The 21,785-nt window shown below is 58.9% G+C and carries 21 protein-coding genes; 5 read left to right on the top strand and 16 right to left on the bottom strand.

The features are described 5' to 3' along the window. Window positions 1-8: 8 nt before the first annotated feature. From V2S86_RS02170 to V2S86_RS02155, 4 genes are read right to left on the bottom strand one after another with little or no spacing between them, the layout of a single operon-like run. On the bottom strand, window positions 9-509 hold the full coding sequence (locus tag V2S86_RS02170) for a protein disulfide oxidoreductase (RefSeq protein WP_330761033.1): 501 nt from the start codon (window positions 507-509) through the stop codon (window positions 9-11). Continuing rightward, a complete protein-coding gene (locus V2S86_RS02165) occupies window positions 502-1,218 on the bottom strand; it encodes a DsbA family protein (RefSeq protein ID WP_330761032.1) in 717 nt (238 codons plus the stop codon). Before V2S86_RS02165 ends, V2S86_RS02170 begins: the two co-directional genes overlap by 8 nt. Then, a complete protein-coding gene (locus V2S86_RS02160) occupies window positions 1,215-3,251 on the bottom strand; it encodes a protein-disulfide reductase DsbD family protein (protein ID WP_330761031.1) in 2,037 nt (678 codons plus the stop codon). The genes V2S86_RS02165 and V2S86_RS02160 overlap by 4 nt, the downstream gene beginning before the upstream one ends. Window positions 3,252-3,300: 49 nt before the next feature. Next, window positions 3,301-3,666, bottom strand: coding sequence for a copper resistance protein (locus V2S86_RS02155; RefSeq protein ID WP_330761030.1), 366 nt, complete (start codon window positions 3,664-3,666; stop codon window positions 3,301-3,303). A 300-nt stretch (window positions 3,667-3,966) separates the two neighbouring features. Here V2S86_RS02155 and flk point away from each other — a divergent pair, with 300 nt between their 5' ends. Beyond that, entirely contained in the window at window positions 3,967-4,998 is a 1,032-nt protein-coding gene (gene flk / locus V2S86_RS02150; protein WP_330761029.1) for a flagella biosynthesis regulator Flk, read from the top strand. Window positions 4,999-5,002: 4 nt separating this feature from the next. Here the strand turns inward: flk and V2S86_RS02145 are convergent, their stop codons facing one another. Next, window positions 5,003-5,458: a rhodanese-like domain-containing protein gene (locus V2S86_RS02145; protein ID WP_330761028.1), complete on the bottom strand. Its 456-nt coding sequence runs from the start codon at window positions 5,456-5,458 to the stop codon at window positions 5,003-5,005. Between the two features lie 92 nt (window positions 5,459-5,550). On the opposite strand from V2S86_RS02145, the gene pdxR reads away from it, so the two are divergent. Beyond that, complete coding sequence (gene pdxR / locus V2S86_RS02140) at window positions 5,551-6,984, top strand: MocR-like pyridoxine biosynthesis transcription factor PdxR (protein WP_442995857.1); 1,434 nt, start codon at window positions 5,551-5,553, stop codon at window positions 6,982-6,984. On the opposite strand, the gene V2S86_RS02135 is transcribed toward pdxR, so the two are convergent. Next, complete coding sequence (locus V2S86_RS02135; RefSeq protein ID WP_330761026.1) at window positions 6,971-8,158, bottom strand: MFS transporter; 1,188 nt, start codon at window positions 8,156-8,158, stop codon at window positions 6,971-6,973. The genes pdxR and V2S86_RS02135 overlap by 14 nt on opposite strands. A gap of 199 nt (window positions 8,159-8,357) precedes the next feature. Continuing rightward, window positions 8,358-9,254, bottom strand: coding sequence for an endonuclease/exonuclease/phosphatase family protein (locus tag V2S86_RS02130; protein ID WP_330761025.1), 897 nt, complete (start codon window positions 9,252-9,254; stop codon window positions 8,358-8,360). A gap of 215 nt (window positions 9,255-9,469) precedes the next feature. On the opposite strand from V2S86_RS02130, the gene pepT reads away from it, so the two are divergent. After that, a complete protein-coding gene (gene pepT / locus V2S86_RS02125) occupies window positions 9,470-10,702 on the top strand; it encodes a peptidase T (RefSeq protein WP_330761024.1) in 1,233 nt (410 codons plus the stop codon). Window positions 10,703-10,737: 35 nt separating this feature from the next. On the opposite strand, the gene V2S86_RS02120 is transcribed toward pepT, so the two are convergent. Then, window positions 10,738-11,850 carry an SLC13 family permease gene (locus tag V2S86_RS02120; RefSeq protein WP_330761023.1) on the bottom strand — a complete coding sequence of 371 codons (1,113 nt, stop codon included), beginning with the start codon at window positions 11,848-11,850 and terminating at the stop codon, window positions 10,738-10,740. Between the two features lie 155 nt (window positions 11,851-12,005). Here V2S86_RS02120 and apbE point away from each other — a divergent pair, with 155 nt between their 5' ends. After that, complete coding sequence (apbE, locus tag V2S86_RS02115; protein ID WP_330761022.1) at window positions 12,006-13,037, top strand: FAD:protein FMN transferase ApbE; 1,032 nt, start codon at window positions 12,006-12,008, stop codon at window positions 13,035-13,037. A 63-nt stretch (window positions 13,038-13,100) separates the two neighbouring features. On the opposite strand, the gene V2S86_RS02110 is transcribed toward apbE, so the two are convergent. Both V2S86_RS02110 and fabB read right to left on the bottom strand, forming a co-directional pair. Further along, window positions 13,101-13,322: a hypothetical protein gene (locus V2S86_RS02110; RefSeq protein ID WP_004947462.1), complete on the bottom strand. Its 222-nt coding sequence runs from the start codon at window positions 13,320-13,322 to the stop codon at window positions 13,101-13,103. Window positions 13,323-13,526: 204 nt separating this feature from the next. Then, a complete protein-coding gene (gene fabB / locus V2S86_RS02105) occupies window positions 13,527-14,741 on the bottom strand; it encodes a beta-ketoacyl-ACP synthase I (RefSeq protein ID WP_330761021.1) in 1,215 nt (404 codons plus the stop codon). Window positions 14,742-14,911: 170 nt separating this feature from the next. Here fabB and mnmC point away from each other — a divergent pair, with 170 nt between their 5' ends. Continuing rightward, window positions 14,912-16,933, top strand: coding sequence for a bifunctional tRNA (5-methylaminomethyl-2-thiouridine)(34)-methyltransferase MnmD/FAD-dependent 5-carboxymethylaminomethyl-2-thiouridine(34) oxidoreductase MnmC (gene mnmC, locus V2S86_RS02100; protein WP_330761020.1), 2,022 nt, complete (start codon window positions 14,912-14,914; stop codon window positions 16,931-16,933). A 43-nt stretch (window positions 16,934-16,976) separates the two neighbouring features. Here mnmC and V2S86_RS02095 read toward each other — a convergent pair whose 3' ends face one another. The 6 genes from V2S86_RS02095 to prmB form a co-directional block, all read right to left on the bottom strand. After that, the gene (locus V2S86_RS02095; protein ID WP_330761019.1) at window positions 16,977-17,258 is read right to left on the bottom strand and encodes a YfcL family protein; all 282 of its coding nucleotides are present in this window, start codon (window positions 17,256-17,258) and stop codon (window positions 16,977-16,979) included. A gap of 32 nt (window positions 17,259-17,290) precedes the next feature. Continuing rightward, window positions 17,291-17,848 carry an elongation factor P hydroxylase gene (locus V2S86_RS02090; RefSeq protein WP_330761018.1) on the bottom strand — a complete coding sequence of 186 codons (558 nt, stop codon included), beginning with the start codon at window positions 17,846-17,848 and terminating at the stop codon, window positions 17,291-17,293. 66 nt (window positions 17,849-17,914) lie between these two features. Then, entirely contained in the window at window positions 17,915-18,715 is an 801-nt protein-coding gene (locus V2S86_RS02085) for a sulfite exporter TauE/SafE family protein (protein WP_330761017.1), read from the bottom strand. Window positions 18,716-18,843: 128 nt separating this feature from the next. Continuing rightward, window positions 18,844-19,671: a penicillin-insensitive murein endopeptidase gene (gene mepA / locus V2S86_RS02080; RefSeq protein WP_330761016.1), complete on the bottom strand. Its 828-nt coding sequence runs from the start codon at window positions 19,669-19,671 to the stop codon at window positions 18,844-18,846. A 5-nt stretch (window positions 19,672-19,676) separates the two neighbouring features. Beyond that, complete coding sequence (aroC, locus tag V2S86_RS02075; RefSeq protein WP_004947483.1) at window positions 19,677-20,762, bottom strand: chorismate synthase; 1,086 nt, start codon at window positions 20,760-20,762, stop codon at window positions 19,677-19,679. 61 nt (window positions 20,763-20,823) lie between these two features. Then, the gene (gene prmB, locus V2S86_RS02070; RefSeq protein WP_065506847.1) at window positions 20,824-21,756 is read right to left on the bottom strand and encodes a 50S ribosomal protein L3 N(5)-glutamine methyltransferase; all 933 of its coding nucleotides are present in this window, start codon (window positions 21,754-21,756) and stop codon (window positions 20,824-20,826) included. Window positions 21,757-21,785: the final 29 nt, after the last annotated feature.

Raw genomic sequence — 21,785 nt, 5'->3', positions numbered from 1 at the left:
ACCGGGGCTTACAGCCCGGCCCACCACAGGCGCAGTTTCATCCCCCAGTAGCTGGTCCAGCCGGTGGTGCTTTGCACCACCTTGCCCTGGGAAATGACCACCAGCGTCGGGGTGACGCCCACCTGCCACTGCGCCGACAGCTCGCCGCGCGGATCGTTAACCACCGGCAGCGTCAGCCGTTTGCGCGCCAGCCACTGTTCGACCTGCATATCGTCACCGGAACGCAGCGCCACAGTCAGCACATTGCCGCCCTCCTCCGCCAGCCTGGTAACATACGGCGTGGTAAAGCGGCACACGCCGCACCAGCTGGCCCAGAAATAGACCAGCAGCGGCTTGTCCCGGCTGAGCTGCGCGAGTGAAATCGTCTCGCCGCTCAGTGTGGTCAATGCCTGTGAATCGAAAGCCGTCGGCGCCTGCGGTGCGCGCAGCCAGTCCATCGCCATCACCACCGCCAGCACAATCAGCAGCAGGATCAAGAGTTCGCGCCCCCAGCGCCGCAGCCTAGCCATTTTTGACCTTCGCGAGTTGCTGTTTCACTATCGCCTCCAACTCCTCGTAAGACACCGCACCCGGCAGCATCTGATCGCCAATCAGCGTCGCAGGCGTTCCCTGCACATCCAGTTTTTCCGCCAGTTCCATGTTGGTGCGCAGCGTGGCCATGCTCAACTCACTCGGCGCCACTGCTTTCACCCCAGTTTTCTGCTGAGCGGCGGCGATGCTGGCACTGTCGTGGAAGCCCTTTTTCGCCATCAGTCGCTGGTGCAATGCCCAAAACCGGTCCGGATGTTGCTGCCAGGCAGTTAAAGCGACACGCGCCGAGCTGACCGAGCTTTCGCCCTTGAACGGCAGCAGTTTCACCACCAGCGCTACCTCCGGATTTTGTTTGACGATTTTTTCCAGCATCGGATCAAAACGTTTGCAGTACGGGCAGTTGTAATCCGTGAACACCACCAGCGTCAGCCTGGCGTTATCGGCACCCAGTCGCGGGCTGGCTGGGTCTTCATACAAGGCTTTGGCGTTTTGCTTAATCGCCTGATCAATCTGCTGGCCGGCGGTCTGCTGCTGCCAGGCATCAACCGCCTGCGCCAGAATATCCGGGTTCGACACCAGGGTTTCACGGATCAGTTCCTTAATGCGCACCTCCTGCTCCGGGGTAAAGGGCGCGGCAGCCCAGACTGGAGCGGCAATCAGCATCAATAACATCAGTAACTTTTTCATTGTGGGTTTCCTTTGGCGGCGGACAGGGTTTGCAATACGGCATCGCGGGTTAACAACGGGGACAACACCACACCGTCAGGGCTGCCGGGGCCATAAATCTGGTTAAAAGGCACGGCTACGCTGCCGCGCCGTTGCAGGAAGGCGCTGATTTCGGCAGAAGGACGGCTCCAGTCTCCCCGCAGAGCGACCACGTCTTCGGCATTCAGCGCTTTTTGCACATCGCCACGCAACAGTACGTTGAATTTGTTGGCTTTACAGGTGACGCACCAGTCGGCAGTGACGTCGATAAACACCCGTTTTCGCTCGGCCAGCGCCTGGGTGATCGCCTGCTCGCTCAGCGGTTGCCAGCGTACCTTGTCCTGCAACGGCTGACGCCACAACCCGGCGGTGAGCGAACCGGCCAACAACGCCACGCCGAACAGCACCAGCGTGGCGGCAACCAACCCGGCAGCAAGGCGCACGCCATGCCGTCGCCATACCGCCAACAGCAGAGCCAGCAGCGCTATGCCGCCCACGGCCAGCGTCGGGGTTGCGCCAATATGATTCACCATCAGGCTCAGCAGCCATAGCGAAGAGGCCAGCATCAGCAGCCCCATTGCCCAGCGTAACGCGTTCATCCAACGTCCCGGACGCGGCAAACGCAACGCCAGCGCCGGCCAGGTGGCAATCAGCAGCCACGGCAGGCTCATGCCGATCCCCAACGCGACAAACATGCCCCACAGCACCGGCAGCGGCGCGGCCAGGGCAAAAGCCACGGCGGTGCCAAGAAAGGGCGCCGAACAGGGCGTCGCCAGCAAGGTGGCAAAAGCGCCCTGCCAGAAATGCCCGCTCAGGCCGTGCCCGTTATGGGTCGCCAGTTTGGTATTCAGCGAAGAGGAAAGCTGCACGTGGAACAGGCCGAACAGGTTGGCGCTGAACAACAGCGTTACCCACACCATAAAGCCGATAAACCACGGGTTTTGAAACTGAATGCCCCAACCGAGCGCCTGATTGCTCAGCCGCAGCGCCGTCATCAGCAAAGCCAATGCCATAAAGGAGGCGACTATGCCCAATGACGAAGCCATAAACTGCAGCCGGATGCTGCGCCGATCCCGCAGTTCCACCTGCAAAATCGAGCCCAGTTTAATGCCGATCACCGGCAGCACGCAGGGCATCAGGTTGAGGATCAGGCCACCGGCCAACGCCATCAGCACCGCCTGCCACAGCGGGAAAGCCGCCGCAGCCGATGAGGCCAGCGGCCCGCCAATCGGCAGTTGAACCTGCTGCGCGATACCGCCGTCGCTGATGACCAACGTCAGGGTTTTGCCGCGCAAGTCCGGTGCGGTATCCCCCCAGCCATCACTGACCGGTACCCGCGCCAACATCAGGTTGCCGTCGGAGCTAACCTGCGGTTTGCCGAGATCGGCATCCTCCAGCGTATCGAAGAACAACTCCGGCTGCCGCCAACCGGCGGTGCGCTCGGCGCTGATCTGCAGTTCCCCGCGCTGATAACCGGCTTTAATGCCATCAACCAGGCCACCGGCAATCGGCACCTTTCCCATCGCCTGAGCAAAGTCGTGATCAAACTGCGCGTCTGGCGAAGCGCCGAGATCGAGACTGAAGGGATAATCGGTCAAAATACAGACGTTACTGCAGGTAGACAGCGTCAGCGTGCCCGCCAGTTGAGGCGGTGCGGCTCCCTTTATCACTATCGGCAGTTCAACCCGATCGTGATATCCCTGGGTGGAAATGCCGGCTACGTCAAAACGCTGCGGCGTCGGCCAAAACCAGGTGGCCGGCGGCGGGTTGCCTTGCCAGCTTATCGCCGGCGCAATACCGCCTTCGCCGGGTGAGCGCCAGTAGGTTTTCCAGCCTTGTTGCAACTCTATTGCCAGCAGCAGCCGGGTCTCCCCAGGGTGCGACGTGTCGGCGCGCAGCCGCACTTTGGCGTGATCGTTAGCCGGGCTTTGCAGCCAGCCGCTGTCTGCCGCCTGCAAGGCGGGCAGCCACAGCATTAACAGGCAGGCAAGCGCCGACCTGATGATATTCAACATGTTTTTTCTCCATAAATGAGTCAATCACCAAAAAGGACGGGCGATTAACTCATTCACGGAATACGCATAATCGGAGGTGTACCCTGAGGGTCGTGGGAGAAATCACTCTGGGAGGGGGAATACGCAGACGCGCGGCCACGGTCGGTGCCAACAGCACCAACAGCAGGCCAAGGCCGAACAGCAGGGTTTCGAACATCACCGGCGGCGCAGCCAACAGAGATTTTGCGCTCAGTTCGCAGGGCTTGGGCTGAAGTGCAGCGTCGTCATCGGTGGCGGAGAGTGCAACGCCGGCAACGGGCAGGCCCATCGCCTGCTGCAACGCATGCATGCCCGCCATGCGTTGAGTCATGCAGGTCAGCACCACCAGGCAAGCCAGGCATAAAAACCATTTTGCAATCCGCTGCTGTTTAACCATGCTGCCCTCAATGCCAAGTCTGGGCTTATCTTAGCGGCGCAGACGTGATTAGCAATCATTTTGCCTGTAAAGAAATGTCTGAGGGCGGTATTGATGGCGGCCATTTACAGGTATCATGGGGGCACACCTGCGCTTTTCGCCGGGTACGACGATTCTTTTCTCCCCAAAGTAATTGGGGTTGCGGCAAGCAAGCAAGTGAATCCCGATGAGCTACTCAGGTAAGAGATTCGGATGAAATTGCACAGTCAACGCAGCTGCAACGTCAAATAATAAGGGGATACACAGCGAAGGACTGGTGATATGCAACCTTTGAGTGGACCGGGCACCCCGATCGCCAGCGATCGCCCTCCGAACCCGGGCAAAACCACAACCACCGACGACAGCCCGCTCTCTCCGGCTCAGCGCACTACGCTGGAGAAATTGGTCGTGAAGATCATGGCGCTCAGTCCGGCCAAGTCCGCAGAAATCTGGGCCACGCTGCGTCACGATCTCGGGGCAGACCATAGTAGCAGCGAACTGCAGGCGCGCCATTTCCAGCCAGCCGAGCAGCTGTTGCAAAACCGCCTGACCCAGGTGCAGCAAAGCCATGCCAGCCGCCAGTTGCTGCAGCAGCTCACCGAACTGTTGCCGCAGGGCAATAATCGCCAGGCCGTCAGCGATTTTATTCGCCAGCAGTTTGGTCACACGGTACTGAGCCAATTGAGTCACCCGCAATTGCAGCAGGTGTTGAACCTGTTGCAGACCGGCAGCCTGGCCATTCCGCACCCGCAGCAAACCGCCACCAGCGATCGTCCACTGCTGCCTGCCGAACATCAAAGCCTGCAACAGCAGGTGACCAAGCTAAGCGCCGCTACCGGCGAGTCACCGATCAAGATCTGGCAAAGGCTGTTTGATCTGGCCGGGGTAAAAACCAATGATCCGCTGCCGGCTCGCCACTTCCAGCTGCTCAACCAGTTTTTGCAGGTCAAAGTCGCGCTTAGTCCGCAGACCGCACCGACGCTGAACAACCTGTTGGCCGCACTAAAACAACCGGCCGACCCGCAGGAACAGCAACAGTTGAATGACTACTGCCAGTCACGTTTCAACTGCAGTGCCAACGCACCGCTGACCCACCCGCAGATGAGCGATGCCGTCAATCAGCTGTTCGCCCGTCGTCTGGAAAAAACCGGCCCAGCTCAGCCCATAACCGAGAGCTATACCGAGCCGCAGCCGTTGCTTAATCCGCTGATTGCCGCCTTGCCCCAACCGCTGAAAAATGCGCTGACCAAGCCGGCGGTGGCGTTTATCCTGTTGATTCTGGTGCTGGCCGTGGTATTGGCACTGGTATTTTAAACCTTCAGGCGCAGCCGCAATCGTCTCCTGCCGCACTGCCCTGCAACGAACCCGGTTGTTCACCGCTGGCCAACGGATGGCCATCGCGTTTCCAGAAATCCAGCCCGCCAATCAGTTCCTTCACCCTGAACCCCAGTTGCGCCAGCTTGTACGCCCCCTTGGTTGAACCGTTGCAGCCGATGCCGTCGCAATAGGTGACATAGACTTTGTCGCGAGCCAGATGCGCCGTGCCGGCCTCATCCATCAGCCGATGCGGCAAACTGATAGCGCCGGGAATATGCCCGGCCGCATACAAGGCCTGCGCGCGGGTATCTATCACCAGGATCTCACTGCCGCCGTTGCGCAGATCTTCCGCCACGTCCCATGCATCCGCGTAATAACTCAATTTCGCCGCCAGATAATCCAGGCTTTGCGCCGCCGGCCCTGGGGGAAATGCCAAAACCAATGAAGATACCGCCATAAAATTCACTCCTATTGATGAGACTGATGACAATATTGCCTGATTTTGGTCTTATGATTGATACCCATTATCGCCATAAGATAAGACCCATTATGACCAGTGCGCTCATCTCGCTTTTCCAACGGCCGGAACACGGCGAAGGTACCTTGCGTGAACGCGTTTGCGGCACGTTACGCCGCGCTATTCATAGCGGGACATTGAACCGGGGGCAACGGTTGCCCTCATCCCGAGTTCTGGCAGAGGATTTGGGCGTCTCGCGGGTGACCGCCGAGGCGGCGTACAGCCAGCTGGAGGCTGAGGGATATCTGCAGCGACGGGTTGGCCAGGGCACCTTTGTGGCGATAGACATCGTTAAATCCCCTCTGGGCACCAAAGCCATCGGCGAGCCGCGCCTGTCATCACGCGGCCGGCTGATCGTGCAAACCGGGGGCTGCCGCGATCCGCAGCAACCGCTGCCGTTTGCCGCCGGCTCGCCGGACCTGCGCGCCTTCCCGCTAAAACTGTGGCAACAGCTCACCGCTCAACAATTGTGCCTGCGGGGTGAAACCCTGATGCGCTATGGCGACCCTCAAGGCTATTTGCCGTTGCGCGAAGCCATTGCCGGTTACGTCAGCCAGGCGCGCGGGGTCAATTGCGACGCGCAACAGGTCATGGTGCTGACCAGTTCGCAACAGGCACTACAGCTGATCGCCACCCTGCTATTGAACAGCGGCGACAAGGTATGGATGGAAGAACCCGGTTATGCCGGCGCCAGAAACGCCTTTACCAGCGCAGGTGCCGAGCTGGTGCCGGTCAGCGTGGACGACGCCGGTATGCGGCCGCACGAGCAGTTACCCAGGCCGCAGCTGATTTACCTGACGCCGTCACACCACTACCCAACGGGCGTGGCGCTTAGCCTGGCACGGCGGCTCGAACTGTTGGCATTGGCCCAGCGGCAGCGGGCATGGATTATTGAAGACGATTACGACAGTGAATTTCATTATGACGGCCAACCGATGCCGGCGATGCAGGGGCTGGATAGTCAGGGCAACGTACTGTATTTAGGCACTTTTTCCAAAGCGCTATTCCCCTCTCTGCGGCTGGCCTATCTGGTGGTACCGCCCGCGCTGGTGGAACCTTTTACCCTCGCACGCACGGTTTACGACGGTCACAGCGCCCAACTGATGCAAGCGGTGACCGCCGAATTTATCCATCAGGGGCATTTTGCCGCCCACATCCGCTACATGCGCCAGCTGTACCGCAGCCGGCGTGACCACTTGCGGCAGGAAGTGCAGGAAAAGCTTGGGCACTATGCCACCCCACAGCAGGCAGGTGGCGGGTTGCAACTCAGTGTCTGGCTGCCGCCGGGCCAGGAAACGGCCCTCAGCCGCCAGGCGCAGCAACTGGGCGTGGTCACGCCCGGTTTGGCGACTCAGTATCAAACGGCACAGGCGCGGCGCGACGGCTGGCTGTTGGGTTTCGCCGCCCTGACGCCGGGGGAGATCCGCACCGGCGTCGAACGGCTGGCGCGCATTATTCCCGTTTAGCGTTGCTGCGCGCAAACAGCAGCGTGAAAGCCACGCCGATCAACGCGCACACCACTCCGGCCATAAACACCGACGAATAGCCCAACGACGTGGCCAACAGCCCGGTCAACGGGCCGGTAATGGCGTAAGAGACATCCTGAAATGCCGAGTAACCGCCGACGGCCGTGCCGCGCACCTGGGGTGGCACGCGTTTCACCACCTCCACGCCCAGCGCGGGGAAGATCAATGAACACCCTAAACCGGTGAAAGCCGCCCCAATCAACGCCATCAGCGGCGTAGCGGCCGAGAACAGCAGCAGCAGGCCAAAGGCTTCAATCAGCAATGAAACCAGCGCCACGCGGATGCCGCCAAACTTGTCGGGGTAATGGCCGAACAGCAGGCGCATCACCACAAATGCCACACCGAACATCGTTAACGCCAGACCGGCATGCCCCCAGCCGTTCTCGGTAAAATACAGGGAAACAAAGGTGCCAATCACCGCAAAACCTACGCCCTGTAATGCCAGAGCCACTCCCGGCTGCCAAATGCTGCCCACCATTTTCCACAATGAAGGACGTTCACCGTGCGTTGGCGCCACCGCCGCGACACGCATATTCAACAGCATGGCGATCAACGGCAACAGCAAGGTAGAGAGGCCAAGCGCCGTAAAACCCCAGTGCTGATGCAACATCAGGCCTATCGGCGCACCGGCCGCCAGCGAGCCATAGATCGCCATGCCGGTCCAGGACATGACCTTGCCGGAACGGGCGGTCCCCATCAGACCAAAACCCCAGGTCAGGGTGCCGGTCAGCAGCAGGCTTTCGCCGTAGCCTAAAATCAGGCGCCCGAGGATCAGCAGGGCGAACTTGATCTCTGGCACCGCCGGCAGCAGCGCTGACGCCAGATAGGCGACGCCGGCCAGCGCACAGGCAATCATCCCCTGTCGCGCCGAGCGTTTGCCGCCAAAGCGGTCAGCCAGCCTACCGGCGTAACCGCGGGTCAGGACCGTCGCCAGAAACTGAATACCCACCGCTACCCCCACCATCAGGTTGCTCATGCCCAGTTCAAAATGCACGTACAGCGGGATCACCGGCAACGGCAAAGCTACAGTCAAATAGGTGAGGAAGATCGCGCAGGTCAGCGAAAGCAGCGCTTTATTAGCGGAAGGCTCCGCATGTGAAATCGTAGATGACATAGATTGCTCACTCAAAAGGGGAAATACAGAGAGAGCCAGATGACTCCAACGCTCTCTTGACTCGTTGCCAAAGGCAACAAGAACGAGCGCGTTGGATTACGTGAACGCTTACGCAACCCAGACCCCTAGGTTGTATCGCCAGATAGTAACCAGCGGGTTCTGCGGCTGTCAATCGCCAACCCGCGTTTACCCAGGCCCTTTACTGCTCGGTCAGCCGCAGCTCGGCGACCACCGGCAGGTGATCGCTGACCGCCGGCCAGTGAATGCCATTCCAGTCGCCGCTGGCGTTAGGCACCGTCAGGCTGTCGAGATGCCAGCGTTGGGCATTGCCGCTAAAGATATAATCGACTTTGATTTCAGCATTTTCCGCCGGCCAGCTGCGGCCATCTTGCGTCGCGGGCATGATGTCGTTCCAATAACGGCTCAGTTCGGTCCAGGTGACGCTGCCCGGCACATCGTTCATGTCGCCGAACAGCAGCTTGATGCCGCGCATTTCAATGGTGCGATCGTTTAATTCACGCACCTGATCCAGGCGCATGGCCGGATCTTCCTTGGTATCCAGATGAGTATTGATCAGGGTGATCGGCGCCGGGAACTCGGGCACGTCAGTCTGAGCGCTAAAGGCAATGCGCTGTTCACGCTGGCCGGAGGGCAATGGATAAATCTTGCTGTCATGCAGTGGGTATTTTGACAGAAACGCCAGGCCATATTCGCCGCCGTCAAAGTCTATCGCCCGACCAAAGGCTACGTGCATGCCGGTCAGCTTGGCCAGCTCCGCCGCCTGATCGAGTTTCCCGCTGCGGCCGGTGAGCTTGTCCACTTCCTGCAACGCCACCACGTCGACGTTCATCGCCTTGATCGCCTTGGCGATGGCGGTCATGTCGCTGACTTTTCCGGCGGCAATATTGAAGCTGGCAACGCGAATTTTCGGTGCCTGCTCCAGGTCATAGGTTTTGTTCTTCAGGCCGCCGAGTGCGCTGGCCACTTCGCGGCTGTTGGCGTTGCTGTTGGCATTGCCGGCAGCGATGGATGACCAGGCGGCGTGAGACATTCCCAGGGATAACAGAGTAATAAGCAAAGCATTACGTGAGCGCATAAGTTCTCCTTTAACGATCAGATTTTTGTTGAGGCACCCTTTCCCCCACAGCTAACAACGATTTTGCCGCAGATACCTGCGACTATTTCCTAGTTGCGCCGCTATTTTTTTATTCTGCGCGGCGTCTCGCATTCCAACGGCGAAAACATCGCAGCAATGGACAACCGGCTGATTTAGCATTAAAACCGATAGACAGCTTATCGAGAGGAACCCGCATGACCAGCGCTATTGCAGAACAGCTTACCGAACGCTTCTTTCGTTATCTGGCGGTCACCAGCCAGAGCGATGCCGCCGCCAGCGCGCTGCCCAGCACGCCTGGCCAACATGATATGGCAAAGCTGCTGGCGGCCGAATTGCGTCAACTGGGGCTAAAGGATGTACAAATCGACGAGCACGCTACCGTAACCGCCCGCAAACCCGGCAACCAACCCGGTGCGCCGCGTATCGGTTTCATTACCCACATCGATACCGTCGACGTCGGCCTGTCGGCGCATATTCATCCGCAGCGCCTGCACTTTAGCGGCGAAGATCTCTGTCTGAACGCGGAGCACGACATTTGGCTGCGCACCGCCGAACATCCGGAGATCCTGGCCTATCCGAACGAAGACATTATTTTCAGCGACGGTACCAGCGTGCTCGGCGCCGATAACAAAGCGGCGGTGACGGTCGTGATGACCCTGCTGGCAAACCTCAGTGCCGCGGACCGCCACGGCGATATCCTGGTGGCCTTTGTGCCGGATGAGGAGATCGGCCTGCGCGGTGCCAAGGCGCTGGATTTGGCGCGCTTTGACGTGGATTTCGCCTACACCATCGACTGCTGCGAACTGGGCGAAGTGGTTTATGAAAACTTCAATGCGGCGGCGGCGGAGATCCGTATCGAAGGCGTGACTGCGCACCCGATGTCGGCGAAGAATGTGCTGATCAACCCGATTCGTATCGCCAACGACATCATCAATCAGTTCGATATCCTGGATACGCCGGAGCATACCGAGGGGCGCGAAGGTTATTTCTGGTTCAACGACATTACCGCCAATGCCAACCTCGCCACGCTGAAAGTGTCGATTCGCGATTTCGATCTGGCGGCGTTCAATGCGCGCAAAGAGCATATTCAGGAGGTGGTGCGGCAGGTGGCGGCGAACTACCCGCGCGCCAGGGTGAGCTGCAGCGTTACGGATATCTACAGTAATATCAGTAACTCGATCGGTGAAGACAAGCGCGCCATCGAGCTGATTTTCGGCGCCCTGGCCGCACACGGCATTCCGCCGAAGGTGATCCCGATGCGCGGTGGCACCGACGGTGCAGCGCTTTCCAGCCGTGGCGTAGTGACACCAAACTACTTCACCGGCGCGCACAATTTCCATTCGCGTTTTGAGTTTCTGCCGGTCAGTTCCTTTGTGAAATCGTATCAGGTGACCCGCAGCATTTGTTTACTGGCGGCACGCGGCTAGGGGATAGCCGGCCGCGCAGCAAAGCGCGGCCGCTGTCAGACCAAGAGCCAACCGAGCAGCGCCCCCCAGGCCAGCAATGGCAGCGAGTAGTAATGAAACTTCAGCCAGATCTTGCGCTCCCCTGCCATACGCAACGCAATCAGGTTCGCCAGCGAGCCAATCGCCAGCCCAAAGCCCCCGGCATTCACCGCATAGGCCACCAGCTGGCTGGAAGGCACGTAATTGAGCAGCAAAATGGTCGCCGGTACATTGCTGATGATCTGCGACAAGCCAATCCCCAAAGCGTAAATACCGCCGTCACCAAGCCGGGCGATATCGGCGAACCAGGGTTGAATCGCCTGCAATTGGGTAAACAGGCCAACGTCGATAAACATGGCGATGAAGACAAAAATCAGGCTCCAGTCGATCTGCAACAGCACCCGGCGCGCCAGCAACAAGAAACCGGCAAACACCGCCAACAGCCCGTACAGCGGCAAGCCGACATCCAGGCACAGCAGAAAAATCGCGTACAGCGCCACACAGCTCAGCAACAGCGGCCGCTGATAGGGATAGCCCTCGGTATGCGGTGCCTTTACGATATCCCGCGCCGGGAAGCTAAACCAGGTCAGGGCCAGCAGACTGACCATCATCGCCGCACCAAAGGGTGCCATCTGAATAATAAAACCCAGGAAAGAGAGCGACGACTTGCTCCACAGCAGAATATTTTGCGGGTTGCCTATCGGCGTTAACAGCGAGCCGGCGTTGACCGCCAGCGCCTGGAAGATAATCAGCCGACTGATCGGCAGCGAAGAAAGTTTTTTTAGCGTAATGGTCAACGGAATGACGATAAACAGCGCGACGTCATTAGTCAGGAACGAAGACAACAGCGCGGCGGAAAACACCAAAAACATCGCCAGCCATCGTTCACTGCGCAAGGTGTTGATGATTTTACGGCCAACAAAATCAAAATAACCGCTGACCTCAACGCCCTTGGTCAACAACATCAGCCCCAGCAGGGTAATAATGGTGCGCCAGTCGATAAAACCGGATAACGCAGGCAGCTGTTGCGGGTTAAGGGCGGCCATCACCACACCGGCCAACAGCAGGATGTGCAGGAAACGATCTTTCAGGAACGGCTGGAGCAACCGGGTAACGGCGTTTGAACTCATGGTTATCGCTTCAAAAATCAATCTGGAATCTGGAGCCAGACGTTAGCCGAAGCGCGACGTCAACGCCAGCAAAATGCTATTTTACCTTTCTGCGCTTTTCATTTGCCGCGCTTTACTTTATTTGTAGCGCCTTTCTACGTTTCAAAGGACTTTTCATGGCCAACGCTATCGCCAAAGGGCTATTGCTGAGCGCAGCGCTCAGTCTGCTTGCCGCCTGTAACGATCGGGAAACCCGCACGCAGATCGACCTCGAAGGCAAAACCATGGGCACCTTCTACAGCGTCAAAATCAGCGGTGACGTCAGAGTCAGCAAACCGTTGCTGCAACAGCAGGTCGACGCCTTGCTCGAACAGGCCAACGATGATATTTCCACCTACCGCTCCGGCTCGGTACTGTCGCGCTTCAATCAATCGCACAGTACAGACCCGCAACCCATCCCCCGGGGTATGGCGGATATTATCCTGATGGCCCAGCGCATCGGCCGCGATACGCAGGGTGCGATGGATATTACCGTCGGCCCACTGGTGAATCTGTGGGGTTTTGGCCCGGACAAACGCGCCGTCAAGGTGCCGGATCGGCAGCAGATTGACGCCGCGCAAAAAAATATTGGCCTGCAGCATCTCAAATTGCTCAGCGATAGCCGCGGCGAGTGGCTGCAAAAAGATCTGCCGAACATGTATGTCGATCTCTCGACCCTGGGTGAAGGCTACGGCGTTGACCAACTGGTTAAACTGATGGCGCGCAACGGTATCACCAACTATCTGGTGTCGGTCGGCGGCGCGGTGTCCTCACGCGGCGTCAACGGTCAGGGCAAACCGTGGCGGGTAGCGATCCAAAAACCGACCGACAGGGAAAATGCGGTGCAAGCGCTGGTCGATCTGCAAGGCTACGGCATCAGTACCGCCGGCAGCTATCGCAACTACTTCGAACAGAATGGCCAGCGCTATTCGCACGTTATCGATCCCGTTACCGGCCGACCCATTACCCACCGGCTGGTCTCCGCCACGGTGATCGCGCCAACGGCACTGGAAGCCGACGGCTGGGATACCGGGTTGATGGTGCTCGGCACGGAAAAAGCGCTGAAACTGGCGGAAGAGAAAGGGTTGGCGGTATACCTGATCAGCAAAACCGATGACGGTTTCAGTGCCGTGATGACACCGCAGTTCAAAGCGTTTCTGGTGAAGTGATGTGAAAAAGCCCGGCAATGCCAATGCCGGGCTTTTTTATTACTTTCGGATTTGGCGCGAAGGTTATTTCGTCAGTGCGATGATACCCAGCGTCAGACCGGCAACCGCAGCTGCACCACCGGCGATAGCGCCCGCAGTTTCCCAGTTATCCTGCGTCGTGCCTTTCATGCAGGTGTTGGTGTGCACCAGACGCCCCTGGTCATCATAAACCGGGACACAAGGTGACTCAGTCGCGCACCCCGCCAGAAACACTGACAGCAACCCAACCGCAATTAATTTTTTCATACTCATGCCTCAAGGTTCGATCACTCTGAAACGCTACGCCGAGTGATAATCGCGTTATCGGGCTATTGTATGCGTAAAAGGCTGAACGAGGCGTTAATGATCTGCCAAAAGATGTAATTTGGGATAACTCTGAACGGCCGGCGGCAGGCAGTAAAAAGCCCGCTGCGAAGCGGGCTTGTTCAACTGGCATGGAGTGCGGCTAAATTACTTTTGCAGCTTGCGCATGACCAGCGTGGCGTTGGTGCCGCCGAAACCGAAGCTGTTGGACATCACGGTAGTCAGCTCGCGTTTGGTCGGCTCAGTCACGATGTTCATGCCTGCGGCTTTCTCATCCAGGTTGTCGATGTTGATGCTCGGCGCGATAAAGCCGTGCTCAACCATCAACAGGCTGTAGATCGCTTCCTGTACGCCGGCGGCACCCAGAGAGTGACCGGTCATGGCCTTGGTGGAAGAGATGGCCGGGGTGTTGTCGCCAAACACTTCGCGGATTGCGCCCAGTTCTTTCACGTCGCCAACCGGCGTGGAAGTCCCGTGCACGTTCATGTAATCGATTGGGGTATCAACGCCTTGCAGCGCCATCTTCATGCAACGCACTGCGCCTTCGCCCGAAGGGGCTACCATGTCGGCACCGTCGGAAGTCGCACCGTAACCGATAATTTCAGCATAGATGTGCGCGCCGCGAGCCAGAGCGTGTTCCAGCTCTTCAACCACCACCATACCGCCGCCGCCGGCGATGACGAAGCCGTCACGCGCTGCGTCATAGGTACGGGACGCTTTTTCCGGGGTTTCGTTGTAGCTGGTGGACAGTGCACCCATCGCATCGAACTCGCAGGCCATTTCCCAGCACAGTTCTTCACCGCCGCCGGCAAATACCACGTCCTGCTTGCCCAGTTGGATCAATTCGACCGCGTGACCGATGCAGTGAGCAGAGGTTGCGCAGGCAGAGCTGATGGAGTAGTTAACGCCACGAATTTTGAACGGGGTTGCCAGGCAAGCGGAAACGCCTGAAGCCATGGCCTTGGTCACCATGTAAGGACCAACGCCGCGCAGACCTTTGGCGCGCATGCCGTCGGAACCGGCAACCTGGTTGCGCGGAGAGCCGCCACCGGAGCCCACCACCAGACCGGTGCGGTCGTTGGAAACCTGATCGGCCGTCAGGCCGGAATCCTTGATGGCTTCTTCCATGGAAAGATAGGCATAAACGGACGCGTCGCTCATGAAGCGCATCACTTTACGGTCGATCAGACCGGTAGTGTCCAATTTAACATCGCCCCATACGTGACTACGCATGCCGGAATCTTTCAGCTCCTGGGAGAAAGTGATCCCAGAACGTCCTTCCTGCAGGCTCGCCAGGACCTCCTGCTGGTTGTTACCAATGCTGGAGACGATTCCCAGGCCAGTAATCACTGCACGTTTCATTCAGTACCTCTTCCACAATTTTACATTCGGGATTTTGCATCGCACTTTAGCGTACAGATGTACGCCGAACAAGTCCGATCAGCGTTTTTCAGCTTTATTCTTATCCAGTTTGCGCCATTTCGCCAGCCCCGTTAGAATCCCGTCACCCCTTGAGTTACGAGCAACTAACCGTGAGCCACGCCCCGATCCAAACCGCAGCGTTATCCTGGAACGAACAGGGTACACCTGTTTCGAAACAGTTTGATGACGTCTACTTTTCCAATCAGGATGGGCTGGAAGAAACCCGTTACGTGTTTCTCAAGGGCAACCGGCTGCCGCCGCGTTTTAACGAGCACCCTCGCCCCTTGTTTATCGTGGCGGAAACCGGCTTCGGTACCGGGCTCAACTTTTTAACCCTGTGGCAGGCGTTTGCCGGTTTTCGTGCGGCGATGCCCGACGCCCCGCTGCAGCGGCTGCATTTCATCAGTTTTGAAAAATTTCCGCTGCTGCACGACGATCTGGCGGCCGCGCACGCGCGCTGGCCGGAACTGGCCCCCTATGCCGACGAGCTTCGCGCCCAGTGGCCGCTGCCGTTGCCGGGCTGCCACCGCCTGCTGCTGGCGCAGGGTCGCATTACGCTGGATCTGTGGTTCGGCGACGTCAACGCGCTGCTGCCGCACTTTGATCCCAGCATGCATAGCCAGGTCGATGCCTGGTTCCTCGATGGCTTCGCGCCGGCGAAAAACCCGGATATGTGGACTGAGCAGCTGTTCGCCGCCATGGCGCGCTTCGCCCGGCCCGGAGGCACCCTCGCCACCTTTACCGCCGCGGGTTTTGTACGGCGCGGATTGCAGCAAGCCGGTTTTGAGGTGACGAAAAGCAAAGGTTTCGGTCAGAAACGCGAAATGCTGATCGGCGAGTTGCCCGCCGATGCACCGACAGTCCCGCACCCCGCCCCCTGGTTCCTGCGCCCGGCGGCGGAAAATACTGACGATATCGCCATCGTCGGCGGCGGCGTCGCCAGCGCGCTTACCGCCCTCGCCCTGCTGCGGCGCGGCGCGAAAGTAACGCTGTACTGCGCCGATCCGCAGCCGGCCGAAGGCGCATCGGGCAACCGTCAGGGCGCGCTCTATCCGTTGCTCAACGGCCGCGGTGACGCGCTGGAAACTTTTTTCAGCGCCGCCTTCCCGTTTGCCCGCCGCCAGTATGATGCGCTGTTGCAACAGGGCGTGGCGTTCGATCATCAATGGTGCGGCGTCAGCCAGTTGGCCTTTGATGAGAAGAGTGCCGGAAAAATTGCCAAAATAGTGGCGATAGAATGGCCTTCTGCATTGGCGTCTCCGGCCGATCGCGCCACGCTCAGCGCGCTGTGCGGCGTAGACAGCGGTTTTGGCGGCGTCAGCTACCCGCAAGGCGGTTGGCTGTGCCCGGCAGAGCTGACGCGGGGTGCCATTGCGTTGGCGCAGCGCCAGGGAATGAGTTGCCATTATGAGTACGACATAAGCAGCCTCACTCACACAGACGGCAATTGGCAGCTCAGCGCCAGCAATGGAGAAACCCGTCGGCATGCCACGGTGATTCTGGCCAATGGCCATCGCCTTTCCGAGCTGCCGCAAAGCGAAGCCTTGCCGGTGTACGCGGTGCGCGGCCAGGTTTCCCATATACCCACCACGCCGGCGCTGAGTGAATTGAAGCAGGTACTGTGTTACGACGGCTATCTGACGCCGGTCAATGCCCACAATCAGCAGCACTGCATCGGCGCCAGCTATCAGCGCGGCGATACCGCCATTGAATACCGCGAGGAAGAGCAGCAGGAGAACCGTGCACGGCTGTTGCGCTGCCTACCGGAACAGGCGTGGCCGCGGGAGGTTAACGTCAGCGCTCACCACGCCCGTTGCGGCGTGCGCAGCGCCACCCGCGATCACCTGCCGATGATTGGCGCAGTGCCGGACTATCAGGCCACGCTGACGCAGTATCAGGATTTGCAACGCCGCCATCAGCTTGGCGAAACCGTGGCGGATGCTCCGCTTTATCCCAACCTGTTTGTTCTTGGCGCACTGGGTTCGCGCGGGCTGTGTTCGGCACCGCTGGCGGCAGAGATCCTGGCGGCGCAACTGTTTGGCGAACCCTTGCCGGGCGACGCAGAGATGCTGGCAGCGTTGAATCCGAACCGGATGTGGGTGAGAAAATTGCTAAAGGGGCGTGCGGTGTAATGCTCTGATAACAGGGCGCTTTGGGGGCGCCCCGTTATGGAGATCAGGTCATCGGCAGTGCGGTTTGGTACAGGTTTTCCCACATGCCGCGCACCAGCACCTGGTCCGGCGGCGACAACTCACCGGCGGTAATGGCTTTGTGCAGGCTGTTTTCCACCCGCGCTTTCAGCGCTTCGGCGGTGTGTTCGCCGTGCTCTTCCGCTTCGGCCACCGCCAGCGTCAGATGACCACGCAGGTAGCCACCGGCAAACAGTTCATCATCGCTGGCGTGCTCTACCATGTCATCAATCAGCGCCAAAATGCGCGCTTCGAATTCTGCGATCATCAAATTTCCTCATTAAATAGCAAGCTGTGGCGTTAACGGAAATCTTCCGGATAGGGAAAATGCCCGGCAGCCAGCGGTGGCGTATTGTAGAACGATTGTAACGCCTGAATAAAGCGCGCGGGCCTTGTGGGTATTCCCCGTTCCAGCAGCGACAGCACTCGGTCGCGCACCTTGCGCTGGAAGGCGATGCGATCCGGTTCGCAATCACCGTTGAGATTGTCGCAGCTGACGTTAAACGGGAAACCGGCAGCCACGCAGAACATCCACTCCAGCGCCTGCGGCTTGATTTCTACCGCTTCGAATTCGCTTTGTGTTTGCGCGTCGCGCCCGTCCGGGCAGTACCAGTAACCGAAATCCACCAACTTGCGACGTTCTTCGCCGGCAATGCACCAGTGCGAGATCTCATGCAGGCCGCTGGCGTAAAAGCCATGGGCAAAAACGATGCGATGGTACGGCAGTTCATCGTCGGCCGGCAGGTAAATCGGCTCATCATCGCCCTTGACCAGCCGCGTGTTGTAGTCTTCGCTAAAGCATTGATTAAATATATCAATCAGCTGATCGTATTTATGGGTAGTCTGTGTGTCTGACATAAATAAAAACTCTATAACCATAAAAATAAAGTGGTGATTATTCCACTTTAGTGCTCTCCCGGCATGCTAAATATGCAGCGCCAGCCACTGCTGAATTTCCGCGCCGTGGTTGTCGTACAACAGCTTGCAACTCATCACCAGCGAGACGATGACGATCATCGGCCGAATCAGCTTCTGCCCGCGGGTCATCACCATATGTGCGCCCAGGCGAGCGCCGAGCACCTGCCCTATCAGCATCACCAGACCAATGCCCCACACCACTTTGCCGCCGATGATAAAAAACGTCAGGCCGCCAACGTTGGAGGTGAAGTTCAGCACCTTGGCGTGCGCGGTGGATTTGGCCAGATTGAAGCCGCACAACGTCACGTAGGCCAGCGCATAGAACGAACCGGCGCCAGGGCCAAAGAAACCGTCGTAAAAACCGACGCAGCCGCCGGCTACCAGCCCGAACGGCAACGCACTCAGGCGGCGCTGCCGATCGTTCTCCCCCAGACGCGGGGTCAGCAAAAAATACAGACCTATGCCAATCACCAGCAGCGGCAGCATTTGTCGCAGCAGATCGGCGCGCATATGCTGCACCAGAATCGCCCCGGCGATGGAGCCGATCAACGCCAACAGGATCGTCAGTTTCTGATCGTTAAGATCCACCGCACGTCGGCGGATAAAGTACAGGCTGGCGGAAAACGAACCGCCCACCGACTGCAGCTTGTTGGTTGCCAGCGCCTGCGCCGGGGAAACGCCCACCGCCAGCAGCGCCGGCACGGTCAGCAGACCGCCGCCACCGGCAATGGAATCGATAAAACCCGCCAGCAACGCCACCACAAACAAAACCCCGAGCATCTCGGGGCCAACGACGAACCAATCCATTTATACCCCTCTTACTTGAAGCTGCATCTGTGTTGGTTGCACTCACTCACCCGAATCACTTACTCGTGTAAGCTCATCGGGATTCCTTCCCTTACCGCCTTGATGCAACTCCAATTACTTTGGGTATATTATTCCGCAGCGAAATGGTTATCCAACAAAGCCTGACAGGAAGGCGGCAATGGCGGGGGTACCGGTTTACCCGGCTTGGCGCTGGGTTGATGCGGCACGAACCAGCTCGCCAGCTCCGCCCCACAGCCATCGCCCGGCGGCGGGGTATCCTGTTCTTTACACTCCAGGCTGCCAGCCGGACAACGCAAACGCACGTGCATGTGCGCGCGGTGGCCGAACCACGGACGAACCTTGTGCAACCAGTCGCGGTCGGCGCCGGCATCCAGACACAGACGTTGCTTGATCGCCGGGTTGACGAAGATGCGCGTCACTTCGGCATCCTGCGCCGCCATTTTGATCAGAGATTCAATCTGCGGTTGCCATTGACGCGCCACTACCTGTTTGCCGTCGCCGGAAACCAGATCGATCGGCTGCGGTTTCAGCAGTTGCTGCGCGCTCCAACGCTGGCGCGGCAGCTGCAGCCAGATGTCGACATCAAGCCCGGACTGATGGCTGGCGTGACCGCTGCTAAAGCGCCCGCCGGCCGGCATCGCCATATCGCCGATCAGCACCGTGCCCAGCGCTTTTTGGTTGGCTTTGCTGCTCAGGCGCTGAATGAACGCCAGCAGATCGGGATGGCCGAAATAGCGGCGCTGATCGGGGCGCATCACCTGATAATCCGGTGAGTTCAGCGGCAACGGCTGGGCACCGACGATACAACCATTGGCAAAACCGCCAATCGCCTGTGGCGCGCCGGCCACCGGGTGATCAATTTTCTGCCACGGCGTCAACGCCATCGCGGAACCTGAAGCCATCAGGGCAACGATGCCTAACATCCAGTTTTTCATCGCAATTACCAGCGTGGGACGTTAGAAACCACATCACCGTTTTGCGCACGCTGGCGCAGCAGGTGATCCATCAGCACAATCGCCATCATCGCTTCGGCGATTGGAACCGCTCGAATGCCTACGCAGGGATCGTGACGGCCACGGGTCACCATTTCTACCGCTTCGCCCTGGCGATTGATGGTACGGCCCGGCACCATGATGCTGGAGGTCGGTTTCAACGCCAGATGAGCGACCACCGGTTGGCCGCTGCTGATGCCGCCGAGAATGCCGCCCGCATGGTTGCTCTGGAAACCTTCGGGCGTGATTTCGTCGCGGTTTTCGCTGCCGCGCTTGGTCACCACGGCAAAACCGTCGCCGATTTCCACGCCTTTTACCGCGTTAATGCTCATTAATGCATGCGCCAGATCGGCGTCCAGACGGTCAAACACCGGCTCACCGAGGCCCACCGGCACATTGTCGGCAACTACGCTGACCTTGGCGCCGATCGAATCGCCCTCTTTTTTCAGCGCGCGCATCAGCTCGTCCAGCGCTTCCAGCTTGTCCGGATCCGGGCAGAAGAACGGGTTCTGTTCGACCTGATCCCAATCTTTCAATTCGCAGACCACGTCGCCGATTTGCGCCAGATAGCCGCGCACCTGTACGCCGAATTTCTGCTGCAGGTATTTCTTGGCTATCGCCCCCGCCGCCACGCGCATCGCGGTTTCACGCGCCGAAGAACGGCCGCCGCCACGGTAATCGCGTACGCCGTATTTTTGCTCGTAGGTATAATCGGCGTGGCCCGGACGGAACACGTCTTTGATGGCGCCGTAATCCTGCGAACGCTGGTCGGTGTTTTCAATCATCAGCCCGATGCTGGTGCCGGTCGTCACGCCTTCGAACACGCCGGAAAGAATGCGCACCTGATCCGGTTCGCGGCGTTGAGTGGTATAGCGCGAAGTCCCCGGACGGCGGCGGTCCAGATCGTGCTGCAAATCGGCTTCGGTAAGCGGGATGCCCGGCGGCACTCCGTCTACGATACATCCCAACGCCACACCGTGAGATTCACCAAATGTGGTGACGCGGAAAATCTGCCCAATACTGTTTCCTGCCATCACGGCTCCTTACCGTTAATGATTATCTTTGTAGGCCTGTCAGAGCAGGCCCGAAGAAGGCTTAGCTGCGGTAGATGCTGAAATGCTCTTTGCAATCGACCAATTGCTGTTTGGTCAGCATGAACACGCCGTCACCGCCGTTTTCAAACTCCAGCCAGGTGAACGGAATATCCGGATATTGTTCCATCAGATGTACCATGCTGTTGCCCACTTCACAAATCAGCACGCCGTCGTCGCTCAGGTAATCCGGTGCGCAGGCCAGAATGCGGCGCACCAGCTTCAGGCCGTCGCTGCCCGCCGCCAAGCCCAGTTCCGGCTCAAAGCGGAACTCCTGCGGCAGATCGGACATGTCTTCCGCATCCACATACGGCGGGTTGGTGACGATAAGATCGTACTGGATCGCCGGAACGTCGCGGAACAGATCGGAGCGGATCGGGATAACCTGATGCTCGACGCCATGCGCCTGGATGTTGCGCTCGGTCACCGCCAGCACGTCGCTGGAGATATCCACCGCGTCCACTTCCGCTTCCGGGAAAGCGTAGCCGCAGGCGATGGCGATGCAGCCGCTGCCGGTGCACATGTCCAGAATATGACGCGGCGGGTGCGGGATCAGTGCGCTGAAGCGATCGTTGATCAGTTCGCCAATCGGCGAACGCGGCACCAGCACGCGTTCATCGACATAAAACTCCATGCCGCAGAACCAGGCTTTGTTGGTCAGGTAAGCCACCGGAATACGCTCATTGACGCGGCGGATCACGCGTTCAACGATGCGATGGCGCTCGCTGGAGGTCAAACGTGCGGTGTGCATGTCCTCTGGAATATCCAGCGGCAGGAACAGGCTCGGCAGCACCAATTGCACCGCTTCGTCCCACGGATTATCAGTTCCGTGACCATAGTAGATATTGGCGGCGTTGAAGCGGCTCACCGCCCAGCGCAGCATATCCTGAATGGTGTGCAGTTCATTCACTGCTTCGTCGACGAAAATTTTGTCCAATTTGCCCTCCGGCAGGCACTGTGATTCAT

Source organism: Serratia sp. C2(1), from assembly GCF_036352655.1.
GTDB lineage: Bacteria > Pseudomonadota > Gammaproteobacteria > Enterobacterales > Enterobacteriaceae > Serratia > Serratia inhibens.
The sequence above is the reverse complement of the archived record's forward strand: the minus strand, read 5'-3'. Positions and strand labels throughout refer to the sequence as shown.